The organism is Leclercia adecarboxylata (assembly GCF_006874705.1).
GTDB lineage: Bacteria > Pseudomonadota > Gammaproteobacteria > Enterobacterales > Enterobacteriaceae > Enterobacter > Enterobacter adecarboxylatus_C.
Genome location: NZ_CP035382.1, coordinates 2,251,920 through 2,267,340 on the forward strand (window position 1 = coordinate 2,251,920; position 15,421 = coordinate 2,267,340).

General features: G+C 57.3%; 11 protein-coding genes and 3 tRNA genes. 10 read left to right on the forward strand and 4 right to left on the reverse strand.

Annotation, left to right across the window (positions count from 1 at the left end; translation table 11 throughout):
- Nucleotides 1–55: 55 nt before the first annotated feature.
- Nucleotides 56–1,033: an elongation factor P--(R)-beta-lysine ligase gene (gene epmA, locus ES815_RS11730; protein WP_142487943.1), complete on the forward strand. Its 978-nt coding sequence runs from the start codon at nt 56–58 to the stop codon at nt 1,031–1,033.
- Between the two features lie 81 nt (nt 1,034–1,114).
- Here epmA and mscM read toward each other — a convergent pair whose 3' ends face one another.
- From mscM to rsgA, 3 genes are all read right to left on the reverse strand, one after another.
- Complete coding sequence (mscM, locus tag ES815_RS11735; RefSeq protein ID WP_142487944.1) at nt 1,115–4,438, reverse strand: miniconductance mechanosensitive channel MscM; 3,324 nt, start codon at nt 4,436–4,438, stop codon at nt 1,115–1,117.
- Between the two features lie 17 nt (nt 4,439–4,455).
- Nucleotides 4,456–5,424: an archaetidylserine decarboxylase gene (gene asd, locus ES815_RS11740; RefSeq protein ID WP_142487945.1), complete on the reverse strand. Its 969-nt coding sequence runs from the start codon at nt 5,422–5,424 to the stop codon at nt 4,456–4,458.
- Between the two features lie 98 nt (nt 5,425–5,522).
- The gene (gene rsgA / locus ES815_RS11745) at nt 5,523–6,575 is read right to left on the reverse strand and encodes a small ribosomal subunit biogenesis GTPase RsgA (protein WP_185902403.1); all 1,053 of its coding nucleotides are present in this window, start codon (nt 6,573–6,575) and stop codon (nt 5,523–5,525) included.
- A 107-nt stretch (nt 6,576–6,682) separates the two neighbouring features.
- Here rsgA and orn point away from each other — a divergent pair, with 107 nt between their 5' ends.
- From orn to ES815_RS11765, 4 genes are all read left to right on the forward strand, one after another.
- The gene (gene orn, locus ES815_RS11750) at nt 6,683–7,228 is read left to right on the forward strand and encodes an oligoribonuclease (RefSeq protein ID WP_142487947.1); all 546 of its coding nucleotides are present in this window, start codon (nt 6,683–6,685) and stop codon (nt 7,226–7,228) included.
- 198 nt (nt 7,229–7,426) lie between these two features.
- Nucleotides 7,427–7,502, forward strand: a tRNA-Gly gene (locus tag ES815_RS11755).
- Nucleotides 7,503–7,652: 150 nt separating this feature from the next.
- A tRNA-Gly gene (locus tag ES815_RS11760) sits at nt 7,653–7,728 on the forward strand.
- A gap of 36 nt (nt 7,729–7,764) precedes the next feature.
- Nucleotides 7,765–7,840, forward strand: a tRNA-Gly gene (locus ES815_RS11765).
- Nucleotides 7,841–8,110: 270 nt separating this feature from the next.
- On the opposite strand, the gene queG is transcribed toward ES815_RS11765, so the two are convergent.
- Nucleotides 8,111–9,250 (reverse strand): tRNA epoxyqueuosine(34) reductase QueG, encoded by a 1,140-nt coding sequence (gene queG / locus ES815_RS11770; protein WP_142487948.1) that lies wholly within the window; start codon nt 9,248–9,250, stop codon nt 8,111–8,113.
- Here queG and nnr point away from each other — a divergent pair.
- Genes nnr through miaA form a run of 5 tightly spaced genes read left to right on the forward strand, consistent with a single transcriptional unit; the run spans nt 9,249 to nt 15,380 of the window.
- Nucleotides 9,249–10,775 (forward strand): bifunctional ADP-dependent NAD(P)H-hydrate dehydratase/NAD(P)H-hydrate epimerase, encoded by a 1,527-nt coding sequence (nnr, locus tag ES815_RS11775; RefSeq protein WP_142487949.1) that lies wholly within the window; start codon nt 9,249–9,251, stop codon nt 10,773–10,775. The two genes, queG and nnr, sit on opposite strands and share 2 nt — an antisense overlap.
- A complete protein-coding gene (gene tsaE, locus ES815_RS11780; RefSeq protein WP_142487950.1) occupies nt 10,768–11,229 on the forward strand; it encodes a tRNA (adenosine(37)-N6)-threonylcarbamoyltransferase complex ATPase subunit type 1 TsaE in 462 nt (153 codons plus the stop codon). Before nnr ends, tsaE begins: the two co-directional genes overlap by 8 nt.
- A 16-nt stretch (nt 11,230–11,245) precedes the next feature.
- Complete coding sequence (gene amiB, locus ES815_RS11785) at nt 11,246–12,580, forward strand: N-acetylmuramoyl-L-alanine amidase AmiB (protein WP_142487951.1); 1,335 nt, start codon at nt 11,246–11,248, stop codon at nt 12,578–12,580.
- A gap of 9 nt (nt 12,581–12,589) precedes the next feature.
- Nucleotides 12,590–14,437, forward strand: coding sequence for a DNA mismatch repair endonuclease MutL (gene mutL / locus ES815_RS11790; protein WP_142487952.1), 1,848 nt, complete (start codon nt 12,590–12,592; stop codon nt 14,435–14,437).
- On the forward strand, nt 14,430–15,380 hold the full coding sequence (gene miaA / locus ES815_RS11795) for a tRNA (adenosine(37)-N6)-dimethylallyltransferase MiaA (RefSeq protein ID WP_142487953.1): 951 nt from the start codon (nt 14,430–14,432) through the stop codon (nt 15,378–15,380). The genes mutL and miaA overlap by 8 nt, the downstream gene beginning before the upstream one ends.
- Nucleotides 15,381–15,421 lie beyond the last annotated feature (41 nt).

A 15,421-nucleotide genomic window follows, 5' to 3' on the forward strand; every position in this document is an offset into this window, starting at 1 on the left:
CCGCCATGGGTTACGAGTAGACTTCGTCCCCTTGTCTGAAATCGGAGAAATTCTCATGAGCGAAACGGCCACCTGGCAGCCGAGCGCATCCATCCCCAATCTGTTAAAACGCGCAGCAATTATGGCGGAGATTCGTCGCTTCTTTGCGGACCGCGGTGTGCTGGAGGTGGAAACGCCCTGCATGAGTCAGGCGACGGTAACGGATATTCATCTGGTGCCGTTTGAAACCCGTTTTGTTGGCCCTGGTCACTCCCAGGGGATGAATCTCTACCTGATGACCAGCCCGGAATACCACATGAAGCGCCTGCTGGCAGCGGGATGTGGGCCGGTATATCAGCTGTGTCGCAGTTTCCGCAATGAAGAGATGGGGCGTCACCACAACCCGGAATTCACCATGCTGGAGTGGTACCGCCCGCATTACGATATGTATCGCCTGATGAATGAAGTGGACGATCTGCTGCAGCAGGTACTGGAGTGCCCGGAAGCCGAAACCCTCTCTTATCAGCAGGCTTTCCAGCGCCATCTGGAGATCGATCCGCTCTCTGCGGACAAAACCCAGCTGCGTGAAGTGGCGGCAAAACTGGATCTTAGCAATGTTGCGGATACTGAAGAGGATCGCGACACGCTGCTACAGCTGCTCTTTACCTTTGGCGTTGAACCGCAGATTGGTAAAGATCGCCCGACCTTTGTCTATCACTTCCCGGCAAGCCAGGCGTCGCTGGCCCAGATCAGCACTGAAGATCACCGCGTGGCGGAGCGTTTTGAGGTGTACTTTAAAGGTATTGAGCTGGCGAATGGTTTCCATGAACTGACCGACGCCCGTGAACAGCAGCAGCGTTTTGCTCAGGATAACCGCAAGCGCGCCGCGCGTGGCCTGCCGCAGCAACCTATCGACCAAAATTTGCTAGAGGCGTTAAAAGCCGGTTTGCCGGACTGCTCCGGCGTGGCGCTGGGTGTTGATCGTCTGGTGATGCTGGCGCTGGGCGCTGAGCAGCTGGGTGATGTGATTGCGTTCACCGTAGACCGCGCCTGACTGCGCGCCGGGTGGCGCTGCGCTAACCCGGCCTACGAAACATGTAGGCCCGTGCAAGCGCAGCGCCGCCGGGCATTTGCATTACAAACTCCCCGCTGGTCGCGTCTTCGCCGCCGACGTCAAGGTTCTTCCCGTCTTACGCCCGTCCAGACTTTCCAGACGCATCTGGAACGGTGGGAACGGCAAATCAATACCGTGTTCACGGAAGCCCGCCAGAATCAGCTGGTGGATCTCATGGCGCAGCGGCATGCGATGACCCATCTCGGCCGCGTAAATACGCAGTTCGAAAATCTGGATCCCCTGCTGTAAATCCACCAGGAACACTTCCGGCTCTGGCGTGCTGATCACCAGCGAGCAGCGCTCGGCCGCCGTATAGAGAATTTGCGTGACCTCTTCGCTGTTAGCATCCGACGGGGCCGGCACGGTCAGCACCACACGCGTCACGGAGTCCGACAGCGACCAGTTAATAAACTGCTCGGTGATAAACGCCTTGTTGGGAACAATGATCTCTTTACGGTCCCAGTCGCTGATAGTGGTGGCGCGGGTGTTGATCTTTGTAATACTGCCGGTCAGATCGCGGATCGTCACGGTATCGCCAATACGGATTGGTTTTTCGAACAGAATAATCAGGCCAGAGATAAAGTTGGCGAAGATCTCCTGCAAACCAAACCCGAGCCCGACGCCGAGTGCCGCCACCAGCCACTGCAATTTAGACCACTCAATACCGATCATCGAGAAGCCCACCAGCCCGCCAAACAGCATCAGCAGGTATTTGGTGATGGTGGTGATGGCGTATCCGGTACCCGGCGTTAAATCCAGATGCTGCAACAGGGCCAGCTCCAGCAGCGCCGGGAAGTTACGGATCAGCTGAGTGGTGATGATAAATACCAGAATGGCAATCAGCACCGCCCCGAGGGTAATCGGCTCCAGGCTCTCCACCCCTTGTACCGTCGAGGTCACATCCCAGAGGGTAATATTTTCCAGGAAGCCAAACGCCGAATGAATTTCCGACCACAGCACAATGACGGACAGTAGCGCGACCAGCATCAGAATAGATCGTACCAGGCGCAGGGACTGGGTACTGATGGCATCCAGATCCAGCTCAGTTTCATCGACCTCCACGGTTCCTTCCGTGCTGAGCATATGGGCCGGTTCCTCTTCGCCGCGCGCTCGCTGGGCGAGGATCTCGGCCCGGCGGTTTTTCGCCCGGTCAAACGCCAGACGACGGCGCTGAATCAGCATCCAGCGGCGAATGACGTGATAGACCACCAGCAACAGGAACCAGATCGCTACCGAGGTTTCAAGACGCGCCAGCAGTGCCTGGGCAGTAGCCAGATAGCCGACGGCTGCTGCCAGAATCGCCGCCAGCGGCGCGCTAAGCAGCAGATTCCACAGCATATGGTTGACCATGTTATCGCCGCTGCCCTCTTTATCGAGATAGAGCGGGATGCCGGCTTTCTTCAGGCTCAGCGTCACCACGGCCAGCGCACCGCAAATCAGGATAAAGCACAGACGGCCGAGCGAGCCGGAAAACTCCCGGTCGTTCAGGTTATCAAACATGATCAGCGCCATGATCAGCGGGACAATAAGCCCGATGCTCATCAGGTAGTAGCGCATCGCCCGCGCCACGCGGCTACGCGGCCAGCCGAAGTGCGCGACAAACAGCCCATTCGGGCGGGCGAAGGTGGCGCAGATCATCACCACCCACAGCAACGGCACGGTGGCGGTTACGCCGGCACCGATAGCCACCGCCAGCGGATAAGGCCAGGCTTCGCGCAGGCCATAGCCCAGGGTCATCCACAGGACCGGCAGCGGCGAGGCGACCAGGATTGACCAGAAGACCGTGCGCAGCGTGAGCCAGAAATGGTCCTGGGTTACTTTGCCGACGCGGGCGCTGGAGCGGTCGAGGAAGCGGGTGAAGTGCCGGCGCGAGTAAATGCTGAACCCGACCAGAATCAGCGCTCCCAGCAGCGGGAAAATCGTCTCCTTGTTGGTGAGCATCATGATGCTGGCTTTGCCGAGCTGGCTGACAGTATCCAGCGAAATTAACCGCCGCAGATCCTGAACAATATCAATCGGCCAGGAGAAGGAGATCGGCCGTACGTCCGAGGTCCAGAACAGGTAGCGGTGAGTCGCCTCGTTGACCTCTTTTAACGCATCTTCCAGCTGGCTGTTTGAAACCTTCAGTTTGGTCAGCTCGAGCAGCAGCGTATCGCCGCCCTGCAACAGTGAATTCAGTAATTCCCGTTGCGTACGGAGCTGCGCTTCCAGAATGCGGTTCTGCTCGGCGGTGAGCGGCTTGCCATCCGGCTGGTGGATCTGACGCAGCTGTGGCTGCTTATTCAGCAGATCTTCAAAGCGCAGACGCTGCACACGCAGCTGCGCCATTTCGGTATCGAGCTGCTGGGGTTTTGGCATCTCGGGCAGGCGGGCGACCTGGGCACGCAGCGCTTCACCGAGCAGGTTCGAGGAGCCCAGCCACTGTGACTGCTCGCGCAGCGTATTCAGCGCCTGACGCACCTGTAGGGTTTGATTAGTGGCCTGGCGTTGCTGGGAGGCCACCAGATCCATACGCTGCGCCTGCTGGTTGAGCGCGGCCGAAAGCTCACGATTGACCTTGAATTGCTCAACAATGCCGGAGGGCAGGTTTTCGCTGTTTTCAGCCAGTAATTCGGTGCTCTCCAGCGCCCGCTCTGCTTCACGCTGACGCTGGCTGTTGAGCTGATTGCGCAGCGCCTGAAGATAAGCATCCAGCTGCTCGCCCTGTTTTTTCGCCAGCTCAGAGCGCATTCGCGCCAGCTCCTGGCGATTGTTGGCCGAAAGCTGCGCCAGCTCGAGCTCATCTACCAGCGCTTTTAATCTGGCAGATTCCGCCTGTATGCCCAGATTTTGAGCCTGGCTAAGGGCGTTATTGCCGGTTTGCGCCCCGGCCCGGCGTTCAACCTCATTGAGCTGACGGCGGGCATCGGTTTGCTGCTGCGGCAGCTGGTTCAGGGAGTCTGCAATATCACGGGCGCGCTCCTGCTCCTGCTGCGCCTGGCGGGTTTTTTCCAGTAACTGACTGCTGACCTGTAGGATCTCCTGATTCAGGGTGTCAGAAGTCATGCCCGCAGGCACCTGGCGCGGCTCTTCACGCAGATCGCTCAGCTGCGCGCGCAGGGTTTGGGAAAGTTTGGGGAAGTTATCAATGACCTGTTGATACTGCGTGGCACGCTCGAGAGAGCCTTTACGCTCCTCAAGCGCGTTCAGCGCAGCCTCGAGCGCCTCAACGGTTTCCGGCTGGGCGGGCTTCGCCGCCTTCGCCTGCTCCAGTTCCTGTGAGATTTGTTTGCTGTCGGGGGCCGTAGCGGCGTACGCCCCCGTACTGAGGCACCAGGCCATCAGCAAAGTGATAATCAGGCGCACGTCAGTCTACCTTTTGCTTAGCTTTCGTCTTTTTTGTCATCAACCAGCGGGCTGGCTTCGAGTTCGGCAGCGATCTCTTCGTCTGACAGCGGCGCAGGCTCTGCATCCGTTGTCACGAAGGTTTCTGTCGAAACCGCCAGCGGCTGGCCGAGTTTGGTTACCGACAGGCTTTCGAGCTGCTCAACCAGCTTCACTTTACCCGGAGCAAACAGGTTGATCACGGTAGAGCCGAGCTTGAAGCGGCCCATCTCCTGGCCCTTAAGCAGCGCCACGGAGCCTTCGTTTTCACCTTCAGGCCAGGTCCAGCGTTTGATCACGCCTTCACGCGGTGGCGTAATGGTGCCTGCCCAGACGGTCTCAATGCTGCCAACGATTGTCGCGCCCACCAGAATCTGCGCCATCGGACCAAACTCGGTGTCAAACAGGCAGATCACGCGCTCGTTACGGGCAAAAAGGTTAGGGACGTTTTGCGCGGTCAGATGGTTTACCGAGAACAGGTCACCCGGAACGTAGATCATCTCCCGCAGAATGCCGTTGCACGGCATATGCACGCGGTGATAGTCGCGCGGCGACAGGTAGGTGGTGGCAAAGGAGCCATTGCGGAACAGATCCGCCATCAGATAGTTGCCTGCCAGCAGGGCTTCCAGGCTGTAGTTGTGGCCCTTGGCCTGCAGGATCTTGTCGTTTTCAATCGCGCCCAGCTGGCTGATCACGCCGTCAGCAGGCATCACCAGCACGTTCGGATCGGTATTCAGGGGGCGCACTTCATCGCGCAGTGAACGCACAAAGAAATCGTTGAAGGTGCGGTAGCTGGCGGTATCCGGCTTCTGCGCTTCCTTCATATCGACCTTGTAGTATTTCACGAACAGATCGATCACCAGCTTCGTCAGCCAGCCCGCTCGTTTGCTCGCGCCCCAGCCCGCCAGGCGAGTGAGCCACAGTTTTGGCAGAATGTATTGAAGCGAAAGTTTAAATGAGTTTAACAAGGTAGCCTCCAGGCCATTGTTTTGTCGTTCCTGATCCGGCTGTCAGACAGCCGGAACCTGAAAAAAGGGGACGATTTTAGCGACGCTTAGCTTAGTTGTCAGTCATCAGATTCAGAAAAGCTTTTACGCGTTTTTACCTGCGCCATGCTTTCGAGAATATGGTGATAGTTTGCAAAACGGGTTTCCGCAATTTCACCGTTTTCGACCGCTGCGCGTATGGCACAGCCAGGATCGTTGTCATGCTTGCAGTCGCGGTATTTACACTCGCCTAAATAGTCGAGGAATTCGACAAAGCCGTTAAAGATTTGATCGGGTTCGAGATGCCACAGGCCAAATTCACGCACTCCCGGGGAGTCGATCACATCGCCGCCGTGCGGGAAGTGATACAGCCGTGAGGCGGTGGTGGTGTGCTGGCCCAGACCGGAGTTGTCAGAGACGTCGTTGGTCAGGATCTCTTGTTGCAAACCGAGCAGGTTGTTCAGCAGGCTGGATTTGCCCACGCCGGACTGACCGGCAAAAATGCTGATGCGATCGGTCAATGCCTCTTCGAGCGGCTTCAGGCCATTCTGCGTCCGGCTCGAGACCATCAGCACGCGATAGCCAATCTTGCGATAAATATCCATCTGCTCATTAACGAAGTCCATGCCTTCACCGTCGAGCAGATCAATCTTGTTCAGGACGATCAGCGGTTCAACCTGCAGAGTTTCACAGGCGACGAGATAACGGTCGATAATATTCAGCGACAGCTCGGGCAGGATCGCAGAGACAATCACGATCTGATCGATATTGGCGGCAATGGGTTTTACGCCGTCGTAAAAGTCGGGGCGCGTCAGGACCGACGTGCGTTCGTGCACGGCTTCAACGATGCCTTTCACCGTCACGCCTTCTGCTGCGGCTTTACCCGGACGCCATACCACGCGGTCACCGGTCACCAGCGAGCGGATGGTGCGGCGAATGTTGCAACGGTGAACGTCGCCATCGGCGGATTCCACATCGGCATGCATACCGAAGCGGCTAATCACCACGCCTTCCGCGGGTTCGCCAAACAGGTTGTCGTCGTAATCGACCTTCTCCGAAGTGGTTTTAAGACGGCGCTGGTGATTGGCTTTCACGCGGCGCTGCTGCCCTTTGGAGAGTTTATTTTTACTCAATCGTGCTGGCTCCTGGTCGCCCATATTGGGCAAAACCTCTATGATACACACTAATTAATACTAGTTAACCTGCCACGGCCGGTTATACGAGAAGGGTGGAAAATAACATGAGTGCAGATGAAAACAATCTGATTTGGATCGATCTGGAGATGACCGGCCTGGATCCCGAGCGCGATCGCATTATTGAGATCGCCACGCTGGTGACCGACGCGAACCTGAATGTGCTGGCGGAAGGGCCCACCATTGCCGTGCATCAGTCCGACGCGCAGTTGGCGCTGATGGACGACTGGAACGTGCGCACCCACACCGGTAGCGGGCTGGTGGATCGCGTTAAGGCCAGTACGCAGGGCGATCGTGAAGCCGAACTGGCCACCATTGAGTTCCTCAAGCAGTGGGTGCCGCAGGGCAAATCGCCTATCTGTGGTAACAGTATTGGCCAGGATCGCCGTTTTCTGTTTAAGTACATGCCGGAGCTGGAAGCGTATTTCCACTACCGTTATCTCGATGTCAGCACCCTGAAAGAGCTGGCCCGTCGCTGGAAGCCCGAGATGCTGGATGGCTTTAAGAAGCAGGGCACCCACCAGGCGATGGACGATATCCGTGAGTCTGTGGCGGAACTGGCTTACTACCGCGAACATTTCATTAAATTATAAGCGACAGGCCCGGCAGGGCAGCACTTGCCGGGCCTAAGCGGCTAAAACGATTTAAAAATGCTCAATATGACGAATATTGCAGCACTTGAACTAAATTTATAAAAAAACGCTTTTAGGGGGGTTGCAGCAGAAAGGATTTCTCGTATAATGCGCCTCCCGTAACGACAGAGAATTCATCGTTACGACAGCACAGATTTTGCGGGAATAGCTCAGTTGGTAGAGCACGACCTTGCCAAGGTCGGGGTCGCGAGTTCGAGTCTCGTTTCCCGCTCCAAATCTTTCGCTGTGCAGTAAGACCACCAATCGCAGGATTTCAAGTTGCAACAAGGCGGCAACTGAACGAATCCTTAGGAGCTTACTAAAGTAAGTGACTAAGGTGAGTGAAGGCAGCCAACGCAGTGGCGGCTTGAAAGACGAAGATTAAGCGGGAATAGCTCAGTTGGTAGAGCACGACCTTGCCAAGGTCGGGGTCGCGAGTTCGAGTCTCGTTTCCCGCTCCAAAATTTGAAAGGTATCGCAAGATACGCACCACCCAAGCGGGAATAGCTCAGTTGGTAGAGCACGACCTTGCCAAGGTCGGGGTCGCGAGTTCGAGTCTCGTTTCCCGCTCCAAATTTTTTCTCCTCCTCCAGATATCCACCGCGGAAAGCCCCGCCGGGGATGATTTGTTTTATTTCTGACAAACTCTTCTTAACAGACTTATCCACAGCTTTGTCTTTTTTCAGTGAATATGCGAATACTTCGCCTGATGAATAGTAACTTTATAATTCGTTGAAAATAATAAAGAAAATTTCATTTCAAAATGTTAAGCCGATCACTTGACCTGCTGCCAGGCCCAGACTACTTCTGGCTTTTAAATTTTATTCACAGCCTGTGGAAACATCATGCATCCCGTGGGAGCCCTTTTTCCACCACCCGTACCAGCCTGATTTTCTGCGGTAATTGCACCTCTACCACGCAGGCGTTTCGTTTGGCGATCTGCTGCTCAACCGCCCACTCTATGTGCTCATCAAGAAGTGGGTGCTCACCTCGGCGACTTTCCAGAGCCTGAAGATTGGCTTCGTCCCAGGGGGCATTTCCCAACGCGACCGCGACATTGCGCAGCCAGCGCAGATGTCCGATGCGGCGAATAGCCGATCCCTCCGTTACCTTCAGAAACCAGGCTTCGCTCCAGGCAAACAGCTCGATAAGCGGTGGCGCGTGCAGGGCCTTACGTGGGCTGAAGTCGTCCTCTTCCGTTAACTGCGAATAACGGTTCCACGGGCAGATGAGCTGACAATCATCGCAGCCATAAATGCGATTGCCGATTAATGGCCGAAACTCTTCCGGGATCGATCCTTCGAGTTCGATGGTCAGATAGGAGATGCAGCGACGGGCATCGACGGTGTAAGGCTCAACGATGGCGCCTGTGGGACAGATGGTCATGCAGGCCACGCACCGCCCACAGCCGTCCTCAACCGGCTTATCCACCGGCAGGGGAAGATCAATCAGCAGTTCACCGAGGAAGAAGAACGAGCCGGCGTCGCGGCTGAGGATAAGTGAGTGCTTACCTGTCCAGCCAAGTCCCGCTTTTTCAGCCAGCGGGCGCTCAAGTACAGGCGCAGAATCGACAAAGGGTCTAAAATTCAGCGTGGCGCACTGCTGCTGGATCATTTCCCCAAGCTTTTTGAGCCGGTTACGCAACAATTTATGATAGTCACGCCCCAGGGCATAACGGCTGACGTATCCCAGAGTAGGATCTTTCAGCGTACTGGCAAAGGCGGCTTTGGCGGGAAGGTAGTTCATCCGCACGCTGATCACGCGCAGGGTCCCCGGCAACAGTTCATGCGGGCGGGCGCGCATCATGCCGTGACGCGCCATCCACTCCATCTCGCCGTGGTATTGATTATCCAGCCATGCCTGGAGCTTTGGTTCACTGGCAGAAAGATCGGTATCGGTGATACCCACGTGTTGAAAACCAAGCTCAGCGCCCCACTGTTTAATGTTTTGCGCTAACTGATTGAGATCGAGGGGCTGTGACATGACGGACCATACTGTGAAGAAAAACCCCGCAAGTATACCACATTCTGTCTGGCCCGCGGAGGCGCTACGTCGCGCCGAAAAAGAGGCTGCGGACAGCATCGGCATGACGCTTTATGAGCTGATGCAGCGCGCGGGCGAGGCGGCTTTTGCCGTTGCCCGCACGACGTATCCGCGGGCCAGGCACTGGCTGATTCTGTGCGGCCATGGCAACAACGGCGGCGATGGCTATGTCGTTGCTCGCCTGGCGATGGCCGCCGGTATGACCGTGACGCTGCTGGCGCTGGAGAGCGAAAAACCGCTTCCCGAAGAGGCGGCAAAAGCCCGGGAAAGCTGGCTGGAGGCGGCGGGGGTTATCCACGCCGCGGATAAGGCCTGGCCCGAAGACGTCGATCTGATCGTCGACGGCCTGCTGGGAACCGGTTTACGCAGCGCGCCGCGCGATAAAGTCGCCCGATTAATCGCTCATGCCAATCATCATCCGGCCCCTGTCGTTGCGCTGGATATCCCGTCCGGGCTGAATGCGCAGACGGGCGCCACGCCCGGCGAAGTCATTCACGCCGACCATACGGTGACCTTTATTGCTCTTAAACCCGGCCTGCTGACCGGGAAAGCACGGGATGTGGTCGGGGCATTGCACCATAACGCCCTCGGGCTGGAGGGCTGGCTGGCCGGGCAGGAGACGGCGATCGACCGCTTTGACGCCTCGCAACTGGCGCAGTGGCTTCCCTCACGTCGCCCAACATCCCATAAGGGCGATCACGGCCGGCTGGTGATTATCGGCGGCGACCACGGCACTGCAGGGGCCATCCGCATGACCGGTGAAGCGGCACTGCGGACGGGCGCAGGGCTGGTGCGCGTCCTCACTCGCCGCGAAAATATTGCTCCGATCGTTACCGCCCGGCCTGAGCTGATGGTGCACGAACTCACCATTCAGGCGCTGGACGACAGCCTGCAATGGGCCGATGTGGTGGTGATTGGCCCCGGTCTGGGTCAGGAGCCGTGGGGGAAAGAGGCGCTACGGAAGGTCGAGAATTTTCGCCACGCCATGCTGTGGGATGCTGACGCGCTGAACCTTCTGGCAATCAACCCGGATAAACGTCACAATCGCATCCTGACGCCGCACCCCGGCGAGGCCGCGCGCCTGCTTAACTGCAGCGTTGCAGAAATTGAAAGCGATCGCTTACATTCTGCCCAGCGTCTGGTAAAACGTTACGGTGGTGTGGTGGTGCTGAAAGGCGCTGGCACCGTCGTCGCCAGCGAGGGCGGGATGTCAGGCATCATTGATGCCGGTAATGCCGGAATGGCGAGCGGCGGCATGGGCGATGTGCTCTCCGGTATTATCGGGGCGTTGCTCGGACAGAAACTGGCGCTTTATGATGCCGCCTGCGCAGGCTGCGTCGCCCATGGTACAGCAGCCGATCGGCTGGCCGACCAGTACGGCACGCGCGGCATGCTGGCAACCGATCTTTTTGACACGCTGCGGCGTGTTGTTAACCCGGAAATAATTGACGTAGAAAATGATTAATCGAGTGATCCCTTTACCCGACGAACAGGCAACTTTAGATCTTGGCCAGCGCGTGGCGCAGGCCTGCGAGGGCACAACCGTCATTTATCTGTATGGCGACCTTGGCGCGGGGAAGACCACCTTTAGCCGGGGCTTCTTACAGGCGCTGGGGCATAAGGGAAATGTGAAAAGCCCGACCTATACGCTGGTTGAGCCCTACACCCTGGACAACCTGATGGTGTATCACTTCGATCTCTATCGCCTTGCCGATCCTGAAGAGCTGGAATTTATGGGGATCCGTGACTATTTCGCCAACGATGCCATCTGCCTGGTAGAGTGGCCGCAGCAGGGAACAGGTGTCTTGCCTGATCCGGATGTTGAAATTCACCTGGAGTATCAGGCGCAAGGGCGTGAAGCCCGCGTCACTGCTGTCTCCGAATCAGGAAACGCCATACTGGCCCGGTTAGCCGGTTAAAAAAAGAGATAACGGGATGATTAATCGCGTTAAGAGTTGGTTGATGGCTGCAACGGTGCTGTTTTGTGCGCAGGCCGGGGCAGCAACCTTGTCCGATATTCAGGTGTCCAACGGCGACAATCAGGCCAGGATCACCTTCAGCTTTATGGGCGATCCTGAGTATGCGTTTTCGCAGGACGATAAACGCAGCGTCGCGCTGGATATTAAACAGACCGGCGTCATTAAGGGGCTGCCGCTCCAGTTCAGCGGCAACAACCTGGTGCACAGCATTCGTTCCGGTACGCCGAAAGACGATCAGTCCCTGCGTCTGGTGGTCGATTTAACCCAAAACGGCAAGACCCGGGCGGTTAAGCAACAGAATGGCGCGAACTATATGGTGATCTTTACCATCAATGCCGATGCACCGCCGCCGCCGCCTCCTCCTCCAGTGGTGGCGAAGCGGGTGGAAGCACCTGTCGTGGCGCCGCGCCCTTCAGAGCCGGCCCGCAATCCGTTTAAATCCGGCAGCGATCGTATTACCAGCGTCACCAGCAGCAACACGGTGACCCGTCCTGCAGCGCAGGCGCGCCAGGTAAACGGTGATAAAGTCATTATTGCGATTGATGCCGGACACGGTGGCGAGGATCCTGGCGCCATCGGGCCGGGTGGTACGCGTGAGAAGAACGTGACCATCGCCATTGCCCGTAAGCTGCGGACACTGCTGAACGACGACCCGATGTTTAAAGGCGTCCTGACCCGCGACGGCGATTATTTTATCTCGGTCATGGGGCGTTCTGACGTCGCGCGTCAGCAGAATGCAAATTTCCTGGTCTCTGTGCATGCCGATGCCGCTCCCAACCGCAACGCGACGGGGGCATCCGTATGGGTGCTTTCCAACCGTCGCGCTAACAGCGAAATGGCAAACTGGCTTGAGGAACATGAAAAACAATCCGAACTGTTAGGCGGGGCAGGTGATGTGCTGGCGAACAGCCAGTCGGATCCCTACCTGAGTCAGGCGGTACTGGATTTACAGTTCGGCCATTCTCAGCGTGTCGGGTATGATGTGGCGACTAACGTCCTGAATCAGCTGCAAAGCGTCGGTTCCCTGCACAAGCGCCGCCCGGAACATGCCAGCCTGGGCGTGCTGCGTTCGCCGGATATCCCGTCCATTCTGGTGGAAACGGGCTTTATCAGTAATAACGGCGAAGAGCGTTTGCTGGGCAGCGACAGCTACCAGCAGCAGATTGCCGAAGCGATTTATAAAGGCCTGCGTAAGTATTTTGATACGCATCCGCTCCAGTCTGCACCGCAGAGTGGCGCGGGGCAGACCGCCAGCGCCGTATTACCGGGCGAGTCGACCTCGACCAACTAAGGAGATTTCATGCCGATTCAGGTTCTGCCGCCGCAGCTTGCGAACCAAATCGCCGCCGGTGAGGTGGTAGAGCGACCTGCGTCGGTAGTGAAAGAGCTGGTGGAAAACAGTCTCGATGCGGGAGCAACCCGTATCGACATTGATATTGAACGCGGCGGTGCGAAACTTATTCGGATCCGCGATAACGGCTGCGGTATTAAAAAAGAGGAGCTGGCGCTGGCGCTGGCTCGTCACGCAACCAGCAAAATCGCCTCTCTCGACGATCTCGAAGCCATTATCAGTCTCGGTTTCCGCGGCGAAGCGCTGGCCAGTATCAGCTCCGTCTCGCGTCTGACGCTCACCTCCCGTACCGCCGAACAGCCGGAAGCCTGGCAGGCTTACGCCGAAGGCAGGGATATGGACGTGACGGTGAAACCTGCCGCACACCCGGTGGGAACGACGCTGGAAGTGCTGGATCTGTTCTACAACACTCCGGCGCGGCGCAAGTTTATGCGCACCGAGAAAACCGAATTCGGCCATATCGACGAGATTATTCGCCGCATCGCCCTGGCGCGTTTCGATGTCACCATCAATCTGAGCCATAACGGCAAGATGATGCGCCAGTACCGCGCTGTGGCGCAGGGCGGGCAGAAAGAGCGCCGGCTGGGCGCCATCTGCGGCACGCCGTTTCTTGAACAGGCGCTGGCCATCGAGTGGCAGCATGGAGATCTTACCCTGCGCGGCTGGGTGGCCGATCCGAAAGCGAGCAGTGCGGCTTTTGCTGAGATCCAGTATTGCTACGTAAATGGGCGCATGATGCGTGACCGTTTGATCAACCATGCTATCCGCCAGGCCTGCGAGGATAAACTCGGTGCCGGAGAGCAGCCCGCTTTTGTACTCTATCTTGAAATCGACCCGCATCAGGTGGATGTTAATGTCCATCCGGCGAAGCATGAGGTGCGTTTTCATCAGTCGCGGCTGGTGCATGACTTTATCTACCAGGGCGTGCTGAGCGTCCTGCAGCAGCAGGCTGAGCCAACTCTCCCGTTGAGTGAGGTGGAGCCTGCGCCGCGTCCCATTCCGGAAAACCGCGTTGCGGCGGGAAGAAACCAGTTTGCCGAACCGGCTGTCGCGCGTGAGCCAGCCGCACCGCGCTTTGCATCCGGCGGCGCAGCCCCTCGCGCGTCGGGCGCCAGCTACCCGCATGCGCAGCCGGGTTATCAGAAGCAGGCGGGGGCGGTCTATCGGACGCTGCTTGATACCCCGGCCCCTGCGCAGAAAACAGAGGATGTCGCGCCTGCGGCCTCTACGCTGGTGGGGCATAGCCAGAGCTTTGGCCGGGTGCTGACCATTGTATCGCCAGATGCGGCCCTGCTGGAGCGTGACGGCCAGCTGGCGCTGTTATCCCTGCCGGTAGCCGAACGCTGGTTAAAACAGGCGCAGCTTGCGCCCGGGCCACACCAGGCCTGTGCCCAGCCGCTGCTGATTCCGGTGCGGATAAAAATCTCAGCGCAAGAGACGCAGGTCATCCAGCGCTATCAAAAGCCGCTGGCTGAAATGGGTATCGAAGTCGTAACCGAAGCGCACCATGTCACGCTTCGGGCGGTGCCTTTACCCTTACGCCAACAAAATTTACAAAACTTGATTCCTGAACTGATAGGCTACCTGGCGCAACAAACGACGTTTGATGCCGCCAACACCGCGCAGTGGATCGCCCGCCAGCTGGCCAGCGAGCATTCGTCGTGGAATATGGCGCAGGCGATCACGGTGCTGGCGGAGGTCGAACGCCTCTGCCCGCAGCTGGTGAAAGCGCCGCCGGGTGGTTTGTTGCAACCTGTAGATCTACATTTGGCGATGAACGCCCTGAAAAATGAGTGACTTGAGTAATACCAGCCTGCCAAAGGCGATATTTTTGATGGGGCCAACGGCCTCCGGTAAAACCGCGTTAGCCATTGAGTTACGTAAAGTTTTGCCAGTAGAGTTGATTAGCGTTGATTCCGCCCTTATTTATCAGGGGATGGATATCGGTACGGCAAAGCCTAACGCAGACGAGTTACGCGCGGCACCGCACCGATTACTGGATATTCTCGACCCGGCGCAGGCTTACTCAGCGGCAGATTTTCGTCGCGATGCGCTGGCCCAGATGGCAGAGATCACCGCAGCAGGACGTATTCCCCTGTTAGTGGGTGGAACAATGCTCTATTTCAAGGCCTTACTGGAAGGGTTGTCGCCATTGCCATCGGCAGACCCGGCGGTAAGAGCAAAGATTGAGCAACAGGCGGCAGAGCAGGGATGGGGTGCGCTGCACGAGCAACTGACTGAGATCGACCCGGTTGCCGCAGCACGTATTCATCCAAATGATCCGCAAAGGCTTTCCCGGGCACTGGAAGTTTTTTTCATTTCGGGTAAAACTTTAACGGAACTGACGCAAACGTCAGGAGAGGCTCTGCCGTATCAGGTGCATCAGTTCGCCATCGCCCCGGCGAGCCGTGAACTGCTCCATCAGCGAATTGAGCAGCGTTTTCATCAGATGTTAGCTTCAGATTTTGAAGCAGAAGTGCGGGCGCTATTTGCCCGTGGAGATTTGCATACGGATATGCCTTCCATTCGTTGTGTGGGTTATCGCCAGATGTGGTCATACATTGAAGGTGAGATTTCACATGATGAAATGGTTTATCGAGGTATTTGCGCCACGAGACAGTTGGCGAAACGCCAGATAACCTGGTTGCGCGGTTGGGACGGTGTTCACTGGTTAGACAGTGAAAAGCCACAACAGGCGTTACATGATGTATTACAGGTTGTTGGTGATATCGCAGACTGAATGTGTACAATTAAGCCGTATCGTGCGCAATTTTTCAGAAT

Coding starts and splice junctions, on each gene's coding strand:
- epmA (WP_142487943.1), top strand. CDS start 56: ATGAGCGAAACGGCCACCTGGCAGCCGAGCGCATCCATCCCCAATCTG.
- orn (WP_142487947.1), top strand. CDS start 6,683: ATGAGTGCAGATGAAAACAATCTGATTTGGATCGATCTGGAGATGACC.
- nnr (WP_142487949.1), top strand. CDS start 9,249: ATGACGGACCATACTGTGAAGAAAAACCCCGCAAGTATACCACATTCT.
- queG (WP_142487948.1), bottom strand. CDS start 9,250: ATGTCACAGCCCCTCGATCTCAATCAGTTAGCGCAAAACATTAAACAG.
- tsaE (WP_142487950.1), top strand. CDS start 10,768: ATGATTAATCGAGTGATCCCTTTACCCGACGAACAGGCAACTTTAGAT.
- amiB (WP_142487951.1), top strand. CDS start 11,246: ATGATTAATCGCGTTAAGAGTTGGTTGATGGCTGCAACGGTGCTGTTT.
- mutL (WP_142487952.1), top strand. CDS start 12,590: ATGCCGATTCAGGTTCTGCCGCCGCAGCTTGCGAACCAAATCGCCGCC.
- miaA (WP_142487953.1), top strand. CDS start 14,430: ATGAGTGACTTGAGTAATACCAGCCTGCCAAAGGCGATATTTTTGATG.